Origin of the sequence: Listeria cossartiae subsp. cossartiae, assembly GCF_014224155.1 — a bacterium.
GTDB lineage: Bacteria > Bacillota > Bacilli > Lactobacillales > Listeriaceae > Listeria > Listeria cossartiae.
On record NZ_JAASUI010000005.1, the window covers coordinates 130,255 to 146,985 of the forward strand.

At 37.6% G+C, this 16,731-nt stretch carries 11 protein-coding genes; 9 read left to right on the plus strand and 2 right to left on the minus strand.

Features of this window, described 5'->3' with window-relative positions:
* Positions 1–69 precede the first annotated feature (69 nt).
* The 7 genes from isdE to HCJ30_RS13205 all read left to right on the plus strand — a co-directional run bounded on the left by isdE (position 70) and on the right by HCJ30_RS13205 (position 13,470).
* A complete protein-coding gene (gene isdE / locus HCJ30_RS13175) occupies positions 70–942 on the plus strand; it encodes a heme ABC transporter substrate-binding protein IsdE (protein ID WP_185392524.1) in 873 nt (290 codons plus the stop codon).
* Positions 932–1,921 carry a FecCD family ABC transporter permease gene (locus tag HCJ30_RS13180; protein WP_185392525.1) on the plus strand — a complete coding sequence of 330 codons (990 nt, stop codon included), beginning with the start codon at positions 932–934 and terminating at the stop codon, positions 1,919–1,921. Before isdE ends, HCJ30_RS13180 begins: the two co-directional genes overlap by 11 nt.
* Positions 1,902–2,681 carry an ABC transporter ATP-binding protein gene (locus HCJ30_RS13185; RefSeq protein ID WP_185392526.1) on the plus strand — a complete coding sequence of 260 codons (780 nt, stop codon included), beginning with the start codon at positions 1,902–1,904 and terminating at the stop codon, positions 2,679–2,681. The genes HCJ30_RS13180 and HCJ30_RS13185 overlap by 20 nt, the downstream gene beginning before the upstream one ends.
* Before the next feature lie 3 nt (positions 2,682–2,684).
* On the plus strand, positions 2,685–3,425 hold the full coding sequence (srtB, locus tag HCJ30_RS13190) for a class B sortase (protein ID WP_185392527.1): 741 nt from the start codon (positions 2,685–2,687) through the stop codon (positions 3,423–3,425).
* A gap of 61 nt (positions 3,426–3,486) precedes the next feature.
* A complete protein-coding gene (locus tag HCJ30_RS13195) occupies positions 3,487–3,963 on the plus strand; it encodes a siphovirus Gp157 family protein (protein WP_185392528.1) in 477 nt (158 codons plus the stop codon).
* 702 nt (positions 3,964–4,665) lie between these two features.
* On the plus strand, positions 4,666–9,207 hold the full coding sequence (locus HCJ30_RS13200) for a SpaA isopeptide-forming pilin-related protein (protein WP_185392529.1): 4,542 nt from the start codon (positions 4,666–4,668) through the stop codon (positions 9,205–9,207).
* A gap of 222 nt (positions 9,208–9,429) precedes the next feature.
* Complete coding sequence (locus tag HCJ30_RS13205; RefSeq protein ID WP_185392530.1) at positions 9,430–13,470, plus strand: LPXTG cell wall anchor domain-containing protein; 4,041 nt, start codon at positions 9,430–9,432, stop codon at positions 13,468–13,470.
* 41 nt (positions 13,471–13,511) lie between these two features.
* On the opposite strand, the gene HCJ30_RS13210 is transcribed toward HCJ30_RS13205, so the two are convergent.
* Entirely contained in the window at positions 13,512–13,859 is a 348-nt protein-coding gene (locus tag HCJ30_RS13210) for a magnetosome magnetite crystal formation protein family (RefSeq protein ID WP_185392531.1), read from the minus strand.
* A gap of 104 nt (positions 13,860–13,963) precedes the next feature.
* Positions 13,964–14,527, minus strand: coding sequence for a TetR/AcrR family transcriptional regulator (locus HCJ30_RS13215; RefSeq protein ID WP_185392532.1), 564 nt, complete (start codon positions 14,525–14,527; stop codon positions 13,964–13,966).
* A gap of 179 nt (positions 14,528–14,706) precedes the next feature.
* On the opposite strand from HCJ30_RS13215, the gene HCJ30_RS13220 reads away from it, so the two are divergent.
* A complete protein-coding gene (locus HCJ30_RS13220) occupies positions 14,707–15,468 on the plus strand; it encodes an SDR family oxidoreductase (RefSeq protein WP_185392533.1) in 762 nt (253 codons plus the stop codon).
* A gap of 173 nt (positions 15,469–15,641) precedes the next feature.
* Positions 15,642–16,715 (plus strand): GGDEF domain-containing protein, encoded by a 1,074-nt coding sequence (locus HCJ30_RS13225; protein ID WP_185392534.1) that lies wholly within the window; start codon positions 15,642–15,644, stop codon positions 16,713–16,715.
* Positions 16,716–16,731 lie beyond the last annotated feature (16 nt).

The window sequence follows — 16,731 nt, forward strand, 5'->3', positions numbered from 1 at the left end:
AGTTAGGTTGGGGGATTCCTTTGCTTAACTCGCTTTACCGATTTTATTTTATAAATGGGGGAATTGGTGATGAGGAAAATAGCGGCCATATCTTTGGTATTATTACTTTTTTTAGTTGGTTGCGGGAATGAACAGGTGGCGGGGAAGGCTGAGCAAACATCGGAGAAGGAGCCTAAGATTGTGGCAACGACGGTAGCGATTACTGAAATTATGGATAAACTCGATTTGCCGCTAGTTGGCATTCCGACTAGTTCGAAAAAACTTCCGGAACGATACGCAGATGTGAAGGAAACTGGGTCGCCTATGGGGCCTGATTTGGAAGTTATTCGGATGTTAAAGCCAGACATGGTCCTTTCGACAAAAACGCTAGAAGCGGACTTAAAGGCTGGTTTTGAGGGTGCTAGTTTGAAAGCAGACTTTTTGGACTTTACGAGTATTGCTTCGATGCAAGCTGAAATTACCAAACTTGGCGCAGAATTTGACCGGAAAGATGAAGCGACTAAATTGAATGCTAGTTTAACGAGTGAGATAGATAAGGTGAAATCGAATGTCGCTAAAAAGAAAAAGCCGACTGTTTTAATATTGATGGGCGTTCCCGGAAGCTATCTGGTTGTAACGGAGCATGCTTACATCGGTGATTTAGTAAAACTTGCTGGTGGGGAAAATGTGATTACGAATCAAAAAGTGGAATATTTGGCTTCTAACACAGAATACCTACAAAATGCGAACCCAGATATTATTTTGCGAGCAGCACATGGGATGCCTGCCGAAGTAGTTAAAATGTTTGATGAAGAGTTTAAAACAAATGATATTTGGAAACATTTTGATGCGGTGAAAAATAACCGGGTGTATGACTTGGATGAGAATTTATTTGGTATGACAGCAAGCTTGAATGCGCCAGATGCACTACGCGAAATGGAAAAGATGCTTTATGACAATTAAGCAAAAAAGTTCTTTTGGTGCAGTGGTTGTTTTGTTGGTTGGGACGATTTTGTGGGCGGTGCAGGCGGGGAGTTTGTCGATGTCGATTCCAGCGTTTTTAAAGGGTGTTTTTAGCGGCGGGAATGACATGGTGGATGTTGTGATTGATTTGCGCTTTCCGCGGATTATTATTGCTTTGCTGGCTGGTGCGGCGCTTTCGGTTTCGGGTTTGTTGTTGCAAGCTGTGATGCGGAATCCGCTTGCTGATGCTGGGGTGATTGGGATTTCAGCGGGAGCAAAATTTTTTAGCTTTGTAATTATTTTATTTTTGCCGGAATTGTATTTTTGGTTGCCACTTTTTTCGTTTATTGGTGGGGCGCTTGCGTGTTTTTTAGTCTTTTTGTTTAGTTATCGTTCGGACTTTAATCCGCTCCGTTTTATTATTATTGGGATTGCGATCAATGCGGTTTTTACGGGGTTAAGTGATGCGTTATCTTCGCAAGTGGCGCTTGTTTCTAGCCAATCTGCGAGTAGTGCGGCGAGTCTTGCGATGAAAAAATGGTCTGATGTGGAAACGTTGTTAATCTATGTGATGATTGGTCTAATTTGCGCGCTGTTACTTGCTAAATGGTGTAATGTGTTAGGGCTTGAAAATAAGATGGCGAGAGGATTTGGGGTGCCGGTGAATAAAACGCGAATTTGGTTGGCGTTAATTGCGGTACTTCTTGCTTCAATTACTACGGCGGTTGTTGGGGTTATCGCTTTTGTTGGCTTGCTTGTGCCACATATTGCGCGGAAACTAGTAGGCGGGAATTATCAAATACTCGTGCCATTCTCGATTTTATTTGGCGCGCTTTTACTACTTTTTGCGGATACGCTAGGCAGAACTTTATTTCAACAAATGGAGATTCCGGCCTCCGTGATTATGCTTATTATCGGTGGTCCATTCTTAATCTTTTTAATGCGAAAGGGTGATTTTTATGGAAGTAAGGGACGTTAATTTTAGTTATAATGGAACAAATCCAATCTTGAAAAATGTCTCATTTACTATCCAGAAAAATAAAATCAATACGATTGTTGGGCCGAACGGTAGTGGGAAATCTACTTTGTTAGAAATTTTGGCTAGACTTCTTTCGCCTAGTTCTGGGGATGTTTTACTAGAAGGAAAATCGATTTTTGAATGGAAAGCGAAAGAATTTGCGCAAAATGTGGCGATTGTTCATCAAAATAATGTACTTCCGAGTGAACTAACGGTGAAGGAATTGCTGTATTTTGGGCGACTTCCTTATAAAAATTGGCGAATGACACGGACGAAAGCGGATGATTCTGCGGTTGAGCGAGCTTTGGAACAAACAGAGCTAACTGAAAAAGCGGAGCAATTTGTCGATAGTCTTTCTGGTGGGGAACGGCAACGAGTTTTTATTGCGACAGCTTTAGTTCAAGATACGCCGATTTTGCTTTTAGATGAGCCGACGACGTTTCTGGATATGTATTTTCAATTAGAAATTTTAGAGTTGGTGAAACGCTTGAATCAAGAAGAAAATTTGACGATTGTGATGATTTTGCATGATTTAAATCAGGCGCTAGCTTATAGTGATCAATTGATTGTGATGAAAAACGGGGAAGTTGTGGCAAAAGGGGAACCGGGGAAATTGCTAACTACGGAGCTGATTGCAGATACTTACGGCGTGGTTGCTGAGGTTTTAAATGATGCGAAAACCGGGAAATACATTGTTCCTCAAAGGCGAAGGGAGTTTTAAAATGTGAAAATCAAATCGTTTTTGGGGAAGAGTTTAACGTTGGTTATTTTAGCGGTATTTCTTTTTTCTGGATGGAAAATTGGGATGGAGCTGTATGAAAATTATCATAACCGAAACATTTTGGATGATGCGAAAGCTGCCTATACGAAAGATGTGACTACGACGAATGTGAATGGTGAAGTGCGCGATGAGCTTAAGGCGTTGCAAAAGTTAAATAAAGATATGGTCGGTTGGTTAACGATTGCGGATACGGAAGTGGATTATCCGATTTTACAAAGTACCGACAATGATTATTATTTGCACCATAATTACAAAAATGAAAAAGCAAGAGCTGGCAGTATTTTTAAAGATTATCGCAATACGAATGAGTTTTTGGATAAAAATACGATTATTTATGGGCATAATATGAAAGATGGCTCGATGTTTGCGGATTTACGGAAGTACTTGGATAAGGATTTTTTCGAGGCACATCCGACTTTTTCTTATGAATCAGGGCTGGCAAATTATGAAGTAGAAATTTTTGCTGTGTATGAAACGACGACGGATTTTTATTATATTGAAACGGACTTTCCGGAAACGAATGATTTTAATGATTATTTACAAAAAGTGAAACAACAATCTATGTATAAATCGAATGTAGAAGTAAGCGGAAAAGATCGTATTATCACGCTTTCGACTTGCGATACGGAGAAAGATTATGAAAAAGGACGCATGGTTATTCAAGGGAAACTAGTAGCAAAATGAGGAAGCACCAAAAGACACAGCTGCTTTTGGGCTTTTTTTCTTGTTGGAAAGGGTGCGAACGATGAAATTATATGAACTAACCGATAATTATTTGCGGTTGCAAGAACTTTTAGAAGAAAATAAAACGGAGGCTGTGAATGACACATTAGATGCCATCACGGACGGTTTTCATGATAAAGCAGAAAATATTGCCAAAATTATTAAGTCTTTAGCGGCAGATGCGGAAATGGCGGGAAACGAAGCAAAACGGCTTTTAAAGCGTAAACAAGCGTTAGAAAATAATGCCCAACAGTTGAAAAATTATTTACAATCCGAAATGGAACGAATGGATATTAGAAAGATAAATAGTACACTTTTTACAATTCAAATTCAGAAAAATCCGGCGAGCGTGGAAATAATGGAAGAAGCCTTATTAAAACCATTCTTTTTACTACAAGAACCTAAAATCGATAAAAAACGAATTGCTGAATTACTAAAATCTGGCGAAGAAGTGAAAGGTGCTAGGTTAGTCGCGAGTGAATCGATTCGAATAAGATAAATGAAAACAGTCAAAGTTGTTATCTATTTTAACAACTTTGGCTGTTTTTGTTATTTTTAGTATTAAATAAGTAGTAAAAGGTAAAATATTTCACACTTTCGTAACAATCGCGCTTGATTTATGTATCGAAAGAACATTTTTAGGTCTCCTCCTATGAAATAATTAGTTTTAAGTAAGAGAATGAGGGTCATTTAAAATAGTAATTTATGCTTCACTCGTTATTTCACTTCTACCGTTTTTTATAGAAGCGGAAGAAAGAGGAGGAGGTAAAGCGCGCATAAGAAATAATGTTTAAGAAGGTTACATAGAAAATAACTAGAAATGATGAGACTTCGAAACCTTCACAAGAAGCAGCGAAATAGAACAATGAAAGCGAGCTTAGCAAGGAACATTTGAAGAGCGGATAAGCCTTCAAGTCAGCGAGCAACTAGACCCATCAACTCTTTCACCAAAACAGCAAGCGACAAGTGTAAATTGGTGTCGCTATAGACAACAGTAGTGCATCCGTAAAAAAACTACCTATTAGAATTAAACAACAAACAGATTATCCTCTTAGAATTGCTAACCGGACTATACGGTCAAAAAATTCACTGCCAAGCACAAAAGATGAACATTTAATAATAATCTAGCCTTTTTTCATTATCTAGGTTAGCGCTTTATTAAAAGATATCAATTGGACTTACCATAGGAGGATAAATCGTAGTGAAAAATTTTAGACATTGGCGAAAACTAGTTATTGCAACCATCATCGGGCTACTAGTTTTTCAGAACGTTTCACCAGTTTTAGCAACGATAAAAGATGATACAACAGGAACTCCAACATTGAAAATTATAAAAGAAGACACGGACACGAAAGAAAAAATCAATGGCTCTATTTTTGAAGTGAAAGATAAAGCTAGTGGAGAGACGAAAGAGCTTTCTATCAAGGAAAACGGCACTGGGACACTAGATTCCCTTTCGGCTGGGGAATACATTGTAAAAGAGAAGTCAGCTGCGACTGGTTATGCTTTGGATGAGAAAGCGTATAACGTGACCCTTTCTGATAAAGAAGAGATCGTAACGTCGACTTCCACAAAAGAAAAAGTAGGAACTGCGGCGCCAAAAACAACGCAACGTGCGAACGTAAAAGCAGTAATTACAGATAATATTTTCACTAAAGTAACGTTGAAAGATGGAAATGGCGACGAAATCAATACTTCTGACCGAATTCAAAATGGTAGTGGTGTTGTGCTTAATATGAACTTTGCGTTTTCAGGGAAAAATTATAAAGCTGGGGATACATTTACAACCGTATTACCAGATGCGTTCAACTTTGGGACTAAAAATTTAAGCGGAAATTTCTTGCCGTCTACAGAAGCAGAATGGACACTAGATGTGACAACGCGTGAACTTACGATTAAGTTCCTAAAAGATGGCGTTCAAGAAGGCGACTATAACGTTAATATTAGTACGGCTTTCAAAGTATTTACATCAACAGAAGAAACGATTCAAGAAGTTGTTTTCAAAACAGCTGGTAAAGATACTGTTTATCAAATTGAAGTAGTTCCAGTGGTAAACTATCCAACTACTGTATCCATCACAGCGAATCCAGGGGTAGTGAATCCAACTAAGGGACAAGTGGATGCGAAATTCAACTTAACAAAAGAAAAAGATGCTAAAGGGGAACTGAAACTTACTGATTATACTTCAGGTGGAACGACCACGATTGATCGAGATAGCATCAAAGTGTACGCAAGTGATGTTAGTGCTGGGGGAACATTTATTGGTACGAAACAATTACTAGTAGAAGGCACAGATTATACGCTAACTTATTCCGCAACTTCTCTAACGGTTACATTAAACGGTGGGCTTGCTGGGAAAGGCTACCAAGTAACCTATGACCGCACAATCAATAAACCGAGTGATTCACTTTCTTACATGTCTACACAAGCTTACACAGTAGGCGATGCAGGTACATTATCAAGCAACTCCGCTTATGTTTACCTGACAATGACAAATTACAAGCATCTCGAGAAAAAAGCTACTTACAACGGCTCAACACAAAGTATTGATTGGAAAATTAATTTTAACTTTGATCAAGACGAAATATCTCCTTCAACAGTGCTTACTGATGTTTTAGCAGATAACGATGTCGCTTATGTAGCAGATTCACTTAAAATTAAACGAGTAACTTTTCACGCAACTAATGGGTCGCCAATCGTCGGAAGTGATGCTTCAAGTGATTGGACAACCTCAGCAATCTCGGCAAATGGGAATTTTGATTTAACGTATAAAAACACTAATACCAACGCATATGAAATCACTTATTCAACGAAAATCACCGACTTTAGTGATCGTAAAATTAAAAATGAAATTACAGATGAAAATGGTGTTTCCGCTGACGCAACGATCGCGATTCAACCAGATTTACTGAAAAAAGAAGCTGGAACAATTGACTATTTTAATAACACGATGACATGGAAAATCACTGCCAACTCTGACCGAATTAAAATGGGAAACCTGAATATCACGGATGAATTTTCTACTGGGGTAAAAAGCCTTAAGAGCTATACCGTTCGTGCTTATACAGATAATACCAATAGCGTATTATTAACAGAAGGTAAAGATTATACGATGAATAAAGATGTAACACCAGCTGGTTTTTATTTACAACTTATCGGCGATTATGCTTCCACAGATAAAAAAATTGTCGTTGATTTTGTCACAGATATTGACCTTTCTGATGTAACAAAAACGATTGATAATAAAGCATCCATTTCTTATTACGATGGCGGGATTATCAAGTATGTTGATGAAGTAACTGCTTCAATGGCACCTGATCCAGGCATGATGACAAATGGTGGTAAGTACGGATCATACAACTCTACTACTGGGAATATCGATTGGATTGTATCTGTAAATGCTATGGCGAAAAACTATGACAACTTGATTTTTGACGACGCTATTCCAACTGGCTTAACATACGTAGAAGGTTCACTACAATATCGTAATGTGGCTTCTACAAGTGAGATGATGAATCTATATATCCCGCTTAACTCTGTTGGAACAGTAGCCAAAACAGGTGATAAAAACTATCCAACAAAAGTCGATACCACTGGGAATAAATTACATTTAGAATTTGCTAACTTGGAGAATTCACGCGTATTTATTAAATACAGTACCAAACCAAACGAAAACTGGTATTTCTACTCCTACGTACAAAACACTGCGAAAGTGAGCGATAATGGAGTAGGCGAAAAATCATATAGTTACCAAGCTTACGCAAGCAAACTTTTTAATGCAATGACAAAAACAGCTACGATCGATCCATCTTTTGATAATAAAGTTAACTGGGTTGTTACACTTAACAACATTTCACCAGATCGTCCTATTAATAACCCAACAATTACAGATACAATGAAAACAGGAACAACTGGAGCACAAGTAGTAAAAAGTAGCTTTAAAGTAATGAATGAAACGACAGGCGAAGATATTGACTCAAAATATTATGATATCACTTATACCGACAATAATTTCACTATCCAATTCAAAGACTATAAAGCAACTGCACCAATTAAAGTAACCTATAGTACAATCAGCTTGATGTCGGGACTTGTTAGTAACACAGCAACAACTTCTTCTCCTGACTACGGTAATTTACCAATGACCTATAAATCAAGAACAACAAGCATATCTCCAGCCTTCACTATTGGTAGTGGTAGCGGGACGGCGACAATTGGTTCCCTTGAAATTACTAAAGTTGATAAAAAGGATAATTCGAAAAAACTAACAGGAGCCAAATTCCAGCTTTATACGCTTGAAGGGGATAAGGCTGGACAAGAAGCAACAACCGATTCAGACGGGAAAATCGTCATGGACGGGCTTCAATCCGGAAAATATAAACTCGTTGAAACAGCAGCACCAACTGGTTATACGATTAGTGATGAATACAAAGATGGTAAAGAAATTACAGTTGTCGCTGATGTAGCTACTAGCGTTACAATTGAAAACACTGAGCAAACTGGTAGCGCAGTTCTTTTAAAAGAAGATAGTGTAACAAAAGATGCTATTGCAGGAGCAGAATTCGAATTGCAAAATGCAGACGGTACAAAAGTTGCTGATAACTTAGTATCTAATGCCGATGGTAAAATCGAAGTAACAGACTTAGCGCCAGGAGACTACCAATTTGTCGAAACAAAAGCGCCAACTGGCTATGTTCTTGATGCAACACCGGCGAAATTTAAGGTTGAATTTAACCAAGCAACTGCTGTGAATGTTACAAAAGAAAACACAGCGAAAACTGGTAGTGTGGTTCTTACTAAGCTAGATAGTAAATCAAGAAGTAATTTAGCTGGGGCAGAGTTTGAACTACAAACAAAACTGGGGGTAAGTTTGAAAGACAAAGTAGTGACAGAAGCAAATGGGCAACTGCAAATTGATAACTTAGCACCAGGAGATTATCAATTAGTCGAAACGAAAGCTCCAACAGGTTATGATTTAGATGCTACACCAGTTGAATTCACCATTGAGTTCAACCAAAAAGCACCAATTCAAGTAACAAAAACAAACACGATGTCTACTGGTTCTGTTGTACTAACGAAAACAGATGGTGAGACAAAAGCAGCTCTTGCAAATGCAACATTCAAATTAGTAGATGAAAATAATAATATTACAGAAAACCTAACTACAGATGCATCTGGGAAACTGGAAATAACTGATTTAGTACCTGGTGATTATCAATTGATTGAAACAAAAGCACCAGCAGGCTATGAATTAGATACAGTTCCTGTTGATGTGAAAATCACTTTTGATCAAAAAGATACGTTGCAAGTTACGAAAACGAACTTAAAAACAGTAGTGAGCGGCAAAGTAATCGCAGAATTTGTCGATACAAAAGGCAATGTATTAGCAGAGAAAGAAATTCACACTGGCATCGTTGGCGAAAAATATGCAACAAAAGCAAAAGATATCAAAGGTTACAAACTAACAAAACAACCTACGAACCAAGCGGGCGTATTCAAAGAGACAGAACAAAAAGTAACTTTCGTATACGAGAAAAACAAAACGCCAATCGTCGTAAACCCGGATAAACCAGTCACACCTGTCAAACCAACTAAACCGGTTGAACCGACGAAGAAACCAACCGTAACACCAAATCTTCCTTCAACAGGAGATGAGTCGCCATACGGAATAATCTTTACTGGATTATTCGCTAGCATCATCGGGCTATTCTTATTAAGAAAATCTAAAAAAGTAAATGATTAAAAAAAGACGCTATCCTCCCAAAAAGGATAGCGTTTTTTGCCTTCAAAAAGTCACTTTTCCCCTGGCCTCATTAATTGTTCACTAAAAAGTCATAAAAAAGGCCGAAATCACTTTTTTTGGCTCTTTAAAGTCCTGATTTCTTTGCCTGTATTTGATACAATTCAAAAAGTCACAGGTCTTATTCAACAGACTATACTTGCAAAAGAGGAGGACATCGAAGCAATGAGGAAATTTATACTAGGTAAGAAAATGATAATTGCAGTAGTTATTGGATTACTCGTTTTCCAAAATGTTTCACCAGTATTAGCAGCATTGACAGACGTTAAAGAAGAGAAGGCGTCCTTGAAAATCGTCAAAGAAGATAAAGACTCGAAAGAAAAAATAAATGGCTCTATTTTTGAAATAAAGAATGTGCAAACGGGAGAAGTGAAGGAGCTTTCTATTCAAGATAATGGAACAATAGTAGATACATCGCTTACTAAAGGCGAATATCTAGTGAAAGAAACAAAGTCACCACAAGGTTATTTAAAAGACGAGAACACATATAATATCGTTTTGAAAGATAAGGAAGAATTAGTGACTTCTGTTTCATCCAAAAATACCTCGCTGAAAAAAGCCAATTTAAAAGCCAATATTTCCGATAATATTTTTGCGAAAGTAGAACTTCAAGATGTAAATGGAAATAAAATCACCCCGAATGAACGAGTGGCAAATGGTAGTGGTGTTGTTTTAAATATGAATTTTTCTTTCACAGGGAAGAATTATAAAGCGGGAGATACATTTACAACGATTTTACCAGATGCATTTAATTTTGGTTCTACGGATTTAAGTGGGAACTTTTTACCTTCCACAGAAGCAGAATGGTCTTTTGATGCAAATTCAAGAGAATTAACGGTTAAAATTTTAAAAGATGGTGTGCAAGAAGGTAATTTTGATGTGAGTATAACGACTGCGTTCAGGTCATTTACTGAGACAGACAAAACGAACCAAAAAGTTGTTTTTAATACTGCGGGCGGAGATACTGTTTATGAATACGAGTTTATTCCTTCAGTAGATTATCCAACAACTGTGGATGTAACATTAAGTCCAGGTAGTATCAACCCGGAAAAAGTATTTGTTACGGCTAAACTCAACTTAACAAAAGAAGCAAATGTAGTAGGAGAACTACGATTAACAGATTTCACCTATAGTGGTTCAACAAAAATCGATAAGAGCACTTTACAAGTTTACGCAAGTGATGTTAGCGCCAAAGGAACATTTTTAGGCAGTAAGCAGTTGTTACAAGAAGGCACAGATTACACCGTAGAAGCTACTGATACTGAGCTAAAAATTAAGCTAACTAATGGCTTAGATGGTAAAGGATATGAAGTAAGCTATACGCGTTTAATTGATAAAACGACCAATGCGCTAGTTTCCATCGTTACTAGAGCTCAAACAGTTGGAGATGCTGAAGTATTGTCGGTGCGTCAGGCGACTGCGGAAGCAAAAATGATTAATTACAAGCATTTAGAGAAAAAGGCCATCTATAATTCTAGAACGCAAACAATTGATTGGGTGATTAATTTCAACTATGATCGAGTAGAATTAACACCAAGCACAGTTTTAAAAAATATTATAGAGGATAATGGTGTGAGTTATGTGCCGAACTCGCTTCAAATGAAAGAAGTGACTTTCTCACCAACTACTGGTACTGCGATTGTTGGCACTGAAGATGTATCAAATAATTGGACGACATCCACGATTTCAGCGAACGGTAGATTTGAAACAAGGTATAAAAATACGGACAAAAAAGCATACCAAATTACGTATTCTACTAAAGTAACTGATTTTAGTGTTCGTGATATTGTGGGCGAAGTGATAGATAAAACAGGTGTTACCGCCACAGCAAAATTATCTTTTGAGCCAAATATAGTTCAAAAAGAAAGTGGAACAGTAGATTACTTTAATAATTTAATGTCATGGGAAATCACGGCGAACACAGATAGAATTGAAATGAATGATATGACAATTATTGATGAATTTTCTACGGGTGTGAAAAGTTTAGATAATCATGATGTTTATGCCTATTCGAGTGAAACAGACTTTGTGAAATTGGTAAAAGATGTAGATTATACAATTACAGAAACACCAGCAGGCTTTAAAATTAAACTTATCGGCAATTATGCGACAACTGATAAAGAAATCGTCGTAAAACTTGTAACGAATATTGACCCAGCAAATGATGCGCAAAAACTTGAAAATAAAGCGTATATTTCTTACTATGATGGCTATATAACCCATTACTCCGATACAAAAAAAGCTTCCTTAGAAATAGATAGTAAGATTTCGGATAATGGGGCGAAATTTGGTGAGTGGGATAGTGAAACAGGAACTACTAACTGGATTGTCTCCTTGAATTCTAGGGCAACAAACTTTGATAACCTCATTTTTGATGATGAGATGCCAGAAGGGACTTCATACGTGGAAGGCTCTTTAGAATTTCGACAAGTTAGTGGTCCAAATGAATTAATTAACTTAAGAGAACCACTTGCTTCTACAGGGAAACTAGTAAAAGAAGGCGATAAAAATTACCCAACAAAGATAGAAACAACTGACAAGAAAATCCATTTAGAATTTGGAAATCTGGGTAAATCACAAGTATTTGTTAAGTATAAAACGACAACAGATAATAAGTGGTATTTTTATAAAACAGTAACGAATGTAGCGAAAGTTTCTGATAACGGTGAAAATCCAAAAGAGTATTCCACAGAAGCATCTATTTTCGAAATCCACTCACCAATTTCAAAAACAGGAAATGTGGATATGCTCTACAATAATAAGATAAATTGGGAAATCCAACTTACTGAAATTACGGAGGAGCGCGTAGTTACCAATCCAGTTGTGACGGATACATTAAACAATGGGGTAACCGGCGCACAAATGGTGAAAAATAGTTTTAAGGTCATTGATACAAAGACAGGGAAATTGATTGACGCTAAGTATTACGATATTACTTTTAACGAGAATAGTTTCACGGTCCAATTCAAAAATTATACAGCTACAGCACCAATTAAGATAACGTATGACACAATTAGCTTATTATCAGGTCCAGTTGCGAATACGGTTAGAGTAGATGCAAATGATTACGGGGATCTTTCGGACCCAAATAAAATTGCAACCAATACGGTTACGCCCAATTTTACAATGGGTAGCGGTAGTGGAATCGCAACAATTGGTTCGCTTGAAATTACCAAGGTTGATAAAGCCGAGCCAACTAAAAAACTAGCAGGAGCAAAATTTCAGCTTTATACGCTAGATGGCGAAAAATCTGGACAAGAAGCTACTACAAATGCGGACGGCAAAATTATTTTTGATAATATTCAATCTGGAAAATATAAGCTAATAGAAACCGAAGCGCCAACTGGTTATACAATTAGCGATGAACTAAAAGAAGGCAAAGAAGTCACTGTAAATGCAGACGGCTCAGTTAGCCGATATACTATCGAAAATTCAGCTGAAACAGGTAGTGTTATTTTGACGAAAGAAGATAGTGTAACAAAAGCCTTATTAGCAGGAGCCGAGTTCGAGTTACAAAAAGCAGATGGCACAAAAATCCAGGATGGCTTAACTACTAATGAGAATGGCGAATTAAGCCTCACTGAACTTGTGCCGGGAGATTACCAATTTGTGGAAACAAAAGCACCAACAGATTATGAATTAGACAGAACACCAGTGGAATTCAGCATCGCATTTAAGCAACAAACTCCTATCCAAGTAACGAAAACTAACAAGAAAAAATCCGGGACAGTGAAAGCAGTATTTGTTGATACGGAAGGAAATACTTTGGCGGAAACAGAAAGCTACACTGGTGATGTGGGAGAAACTTATACAGCGAGTGCCCGCAGTATTACTGGATACACACTGAAGGAAGAACCAACAAATAAAACCGGCGTATACAAAGAAGAGGCACAAGAAGTCATCTTCGTATACGAGAAAAACCAAGAACAACCTGTAAGTCCAGAAACACCAAGTAACCCAGAAATACCGAGCAACCCAGGAGTACCAAGGGATCCAGAAATACCACTTAACCCAGCATTACCTAACAACGCAACAAAACCAGAAACACAATTAGTACTAAAGGAACCATTCACTATTTTAAAACCAGCAAAAAATAAACAATCACAAAAGCTAGCGTCAACAGGGGATGAGTTCCCGTATGATATGATGTTTTCAGGATTCCTCATTAGCACAATCGGATTCCTCTTATTAAGAAAAAGAAAATAACTAAAAAACAGCTACCCTAAATTTTTAGGATAGCTGTTTTTTTAAATCCAAATGTCTTCTTCTCTTTTTGCGCATAGCATTTGAATTCCACGCACAATATTATAAATAAATAGACCAACTACTGCGATGAGCGTAAAGATAAATAAGCTGCCAGTTAGGAAAAAGCTCATACCAGTAAAAATGCCGCCATTTAACAAAGCTGTAACGAACAAACTAGAGAAGCTTAAAAAACCAGCGATAGTAGGAATAATATGAGTTAGCAGAGCCACTTTAGCATGATGTGAAACTTCTTCTGATTTTGCAAAAATCCAAATCAAAACTGGAACAATAATTGGTGCAAACAAAATGCTAAAATAACTTAAAGCATTTAAAACCCGATGATCATTCATAATTAACACACCTTTCTATGATGTCTTTATTATAGCAAGGAGTAAGGGGAGAGACCCTCGATTCAAGTGACAAAGCAAGAAAGCAATATAACAATTATGTAAGCTTATACTTTTTGATTTTTGGCATGAATGATATGAAGGAGTTGTTCCGACAGATATTGCGGGGAATGGGAAAAATTCTCTTCTGCCCAAAAAACAATCATACCAAAAATCGCGTGTGCTTGGTAAGTGGCGAGTAACAACGCATCAGCACTCGAGCTATCTGAAAAACTAGCAACATCTGCTAATATAAGTTCGCGAATAACATCGCACACCTGATTTTGAAAACTTGGTCGAATGGTCGATTTGATAACTTGTTTATAGAAGGACTGATGCGCATATACATGGTCAAATATTTTTATCATGGACGGTGTAAGTGCTTGAATGGAAAAATGAGCTGTATGCAAATAAGGATCTTGATAAGCATTTTTTAAATCGGTCAAAATTTCTTCCACAATGCTGTCCAAAAGTTCCTCTTTGTCACGGTAATGCTTATAAAAAGTCCCACGGTTAACATCTGCTTCGGTAACGATATCCGTAATAGTAATTTGCTGAAAAGGCTTTTGGTCAAGTAGGGAAAAAAGGGATTGGTTGAAGGCTTTCTTTGTTTTTTTAACCCGTCTATCCATGATTTAGAACCTCCCATTGAAGAAATTTTTCTATTACTATACATATAACGCAAAAGTGTCGCTTAATCAACAAAACAGGCTTTCTTTACATATTGAAAGCGTTTTACTCGGGGCTTATAATGAAGAGAGAAAGAGCATGTTTTCTTTCTAGCGTAACAAAAGTGAAGGAGGAAATAACAATGGGGAAATTAACTGGAAAAGTAGCAGTAGTAACTGGTGCGGCTTCTGGAATGGGGCAACAAATTGCGATTCTTTTTGCCAAAGAGGGCGCGAAAGTAGTCGTGGCGGATTTGAATTTAGAGGCAGCGCAGGAAACGGTTGAGTTAGTTGAAAAAGAACAAGGCACCGGACTTGCGGTTGTCGCGAATGTAACCAAACAAGACGATATTGAAAAAATGATCAATCAAGCAGTGGAGACATTTGGAACGCTAGATATTTTAGTAAACAATGCAGGAATTATGGATAATTTTGTCCCAGCTGGTGAATTAACAGATGAGCTTTGGGATAAAGTGTTTGCGATAAACACAACGGGCGTGATGCGCGCCACTCGAGAAGCACTCCATATCTTTGAAGAAAAAGGCCAAGGTGTGATTGTTAATATCGCTTCCGCCGGCGGACTATTTGGCTCCAGAGCAGGTGCGGCTTATACAGCGTCGAAACATGCGGTTGTTGGTTTTACGAAAAATGTTGGCTTCCAATATGCGAATAAAAACATTCGGTGTAACGCCATTGCGCCAGGAGCAGTAAATACGAATATCGGCACAACGATTTATGCGCCAGATGCGTTTGGCCAAGAACGGGCGATGATTGGAATGGGCATTAATCCTCGAGCTGGAGATGCTTCTGAAATTGCTAAAGTCGCACTGTTTTTAGCTTCTGATGATGCTAGTTTTGTTAATGGAACAGTTATTACAGCGGATGCAGGTTGGACCGCTTACTAATACGTTTTAGTCCGCAAAAGGAAAATCATTTTCTTTTGTGGACTTTTTTTGAGAAAATAGTAGAATAAAGCTTTGGAGCAGCGTCTGTTTTTAAGAGGTTGTTTCTTTGTGTGTATGCATAGTTGTGAGCATAATGGGGTAATGAGTAACAAAGTGAAAGGCGGGGATGCTTTTTGGTCCAACAGTTGGTAAGTAATGCAGCGATTCTACTCGCAGGATTTTATATTATTTCCTTAGTTTATAAAGAACCAATTACAAAAGAATTATCGACAAATAGAAAAATGGTAATCGGAATATGGGCCGGGCTTCTTGGTTTTGCGCTGATGATTTTCGGGATTCCGATTTCGAATAATGTGATTGTTGATTTGCGTCACATTCCAATTATAATGGTAGGTTTTTATGGTGGGCCGATTCCAGCAATTGTGTCTGCTATGATTATTTCTGCATCACGCTTCTTAATTTCAGTGAATTCTGCGGCTGTTATGGCGGGAATTGTTATGATGTTGATTGGCATAATAACAGCACTTTTTAGCAAACGCTTAGAAAAATTCAAAATTTGGGGCGTTTTTATTTTGAATGTGATTGCATGTGGTTTTGTCGTGGTTAATTTGCATTTAATTTTAGCGAGGGAGGCTAATTACTGGATCAATATGTCGATATTTGTAACGATTGCGCTTGTCATCGGTGTCATTGCAGCTGGATTAATGAGTAACATGATTAAATCGAAGCAACTTTTTCAAAAATATGAGCAGGATTCTACGCTAGATTATTTGACGAGATTATCGAATGTAAGACAATTTGATGAAAAAATCAATCATGTGATGGATGCGGGAAGTCGGCAGGTCACACTGATGTTAATCGATATTGATTATTTTAAAAATATTAATGATACATATGGTCACGATGCCGGTGATGCGATTTTAAAACAATTGGCAGTGATTTTAAAGGCGAGCACAACAGACGGTTCAGAAGCTTTTAGAAATGGCGGAGAAGAGTTCTCGATTGTGTTGTTGGATTGTTCGATAGAAGAGGGAAATGATGTGGCTGAACGAGTGAGGAAAGAAACGGAAGAGAATGATTTTATTATTCCAAACGGCCAAATAGTGAAAATAACGATTTCGGTTGGCGTGAGCGGGAGTAAAGATGGCGCAAACACAAGTGAAGGTTTATTTAAATCTGCGGATGAAGCGTTGTATAAAGCAAAATTAACGGGGAGAAATCGGGTTTGTATCGCGGATGGAAACTAGTGATTATGAAGAAAAT

Coding starts and splice junctions, on each gene's coding strand:
- HCJ30_RS13220 (WP_185392533.1), top strand. CDS start 14,707: ATGGGGAAATTAACTGGAAAAGTAGCAGTAGTAACTGGTGCGGCTTCT.
- HCJ30_RS13180 (WP_185392525.1), top strand. CDS start 932: ATGACAATTAAGCAAAAAAGTTCTTTTGGTGCAGTGGTTGTTTTGTTG.
- HCJ30_RS13185 (WP_185392526.1), top strand. CDS start 1,902: ATGGAAGTAAGGGACGTTAATTTTAGTTATAATGGAACAAATCCAATC.
- HCJ30_RS13205 (WP_185392530.1), top strand. CDS start 9,430: ATGAGGAAATTTATACTAGGTAAGAAAATGATAATTGCAGTAGTTATT.
- HCJ30_RS13215 (WP_185392532.1), bottom strand. CDS start 14,527: ATGGATAGACGGGTTAAAAAAACAAAGAAAGCCTTCAACCAATCCCTT.
- isdE (WP_185392524.1), top strand. CDS start 70: ATGAGGAAAATAGCGGCCATATCTTTGGTATTATTACTTTTTTTAGTT.
- HCJ30_RS13210 (WP_185392531.1), bottom strand. CDS start 13,859: ATGAATGATCATCGGGTTTTAAATGCTTTAAGTTATTTTAGCATTTTG.
- HCJ30_RS13195 (WP_185392528.1), top strand. CDS start 3,487: ATGAAATTATATGAACTAACCGATAATTATTTGCGGTTGCAAGAACTT.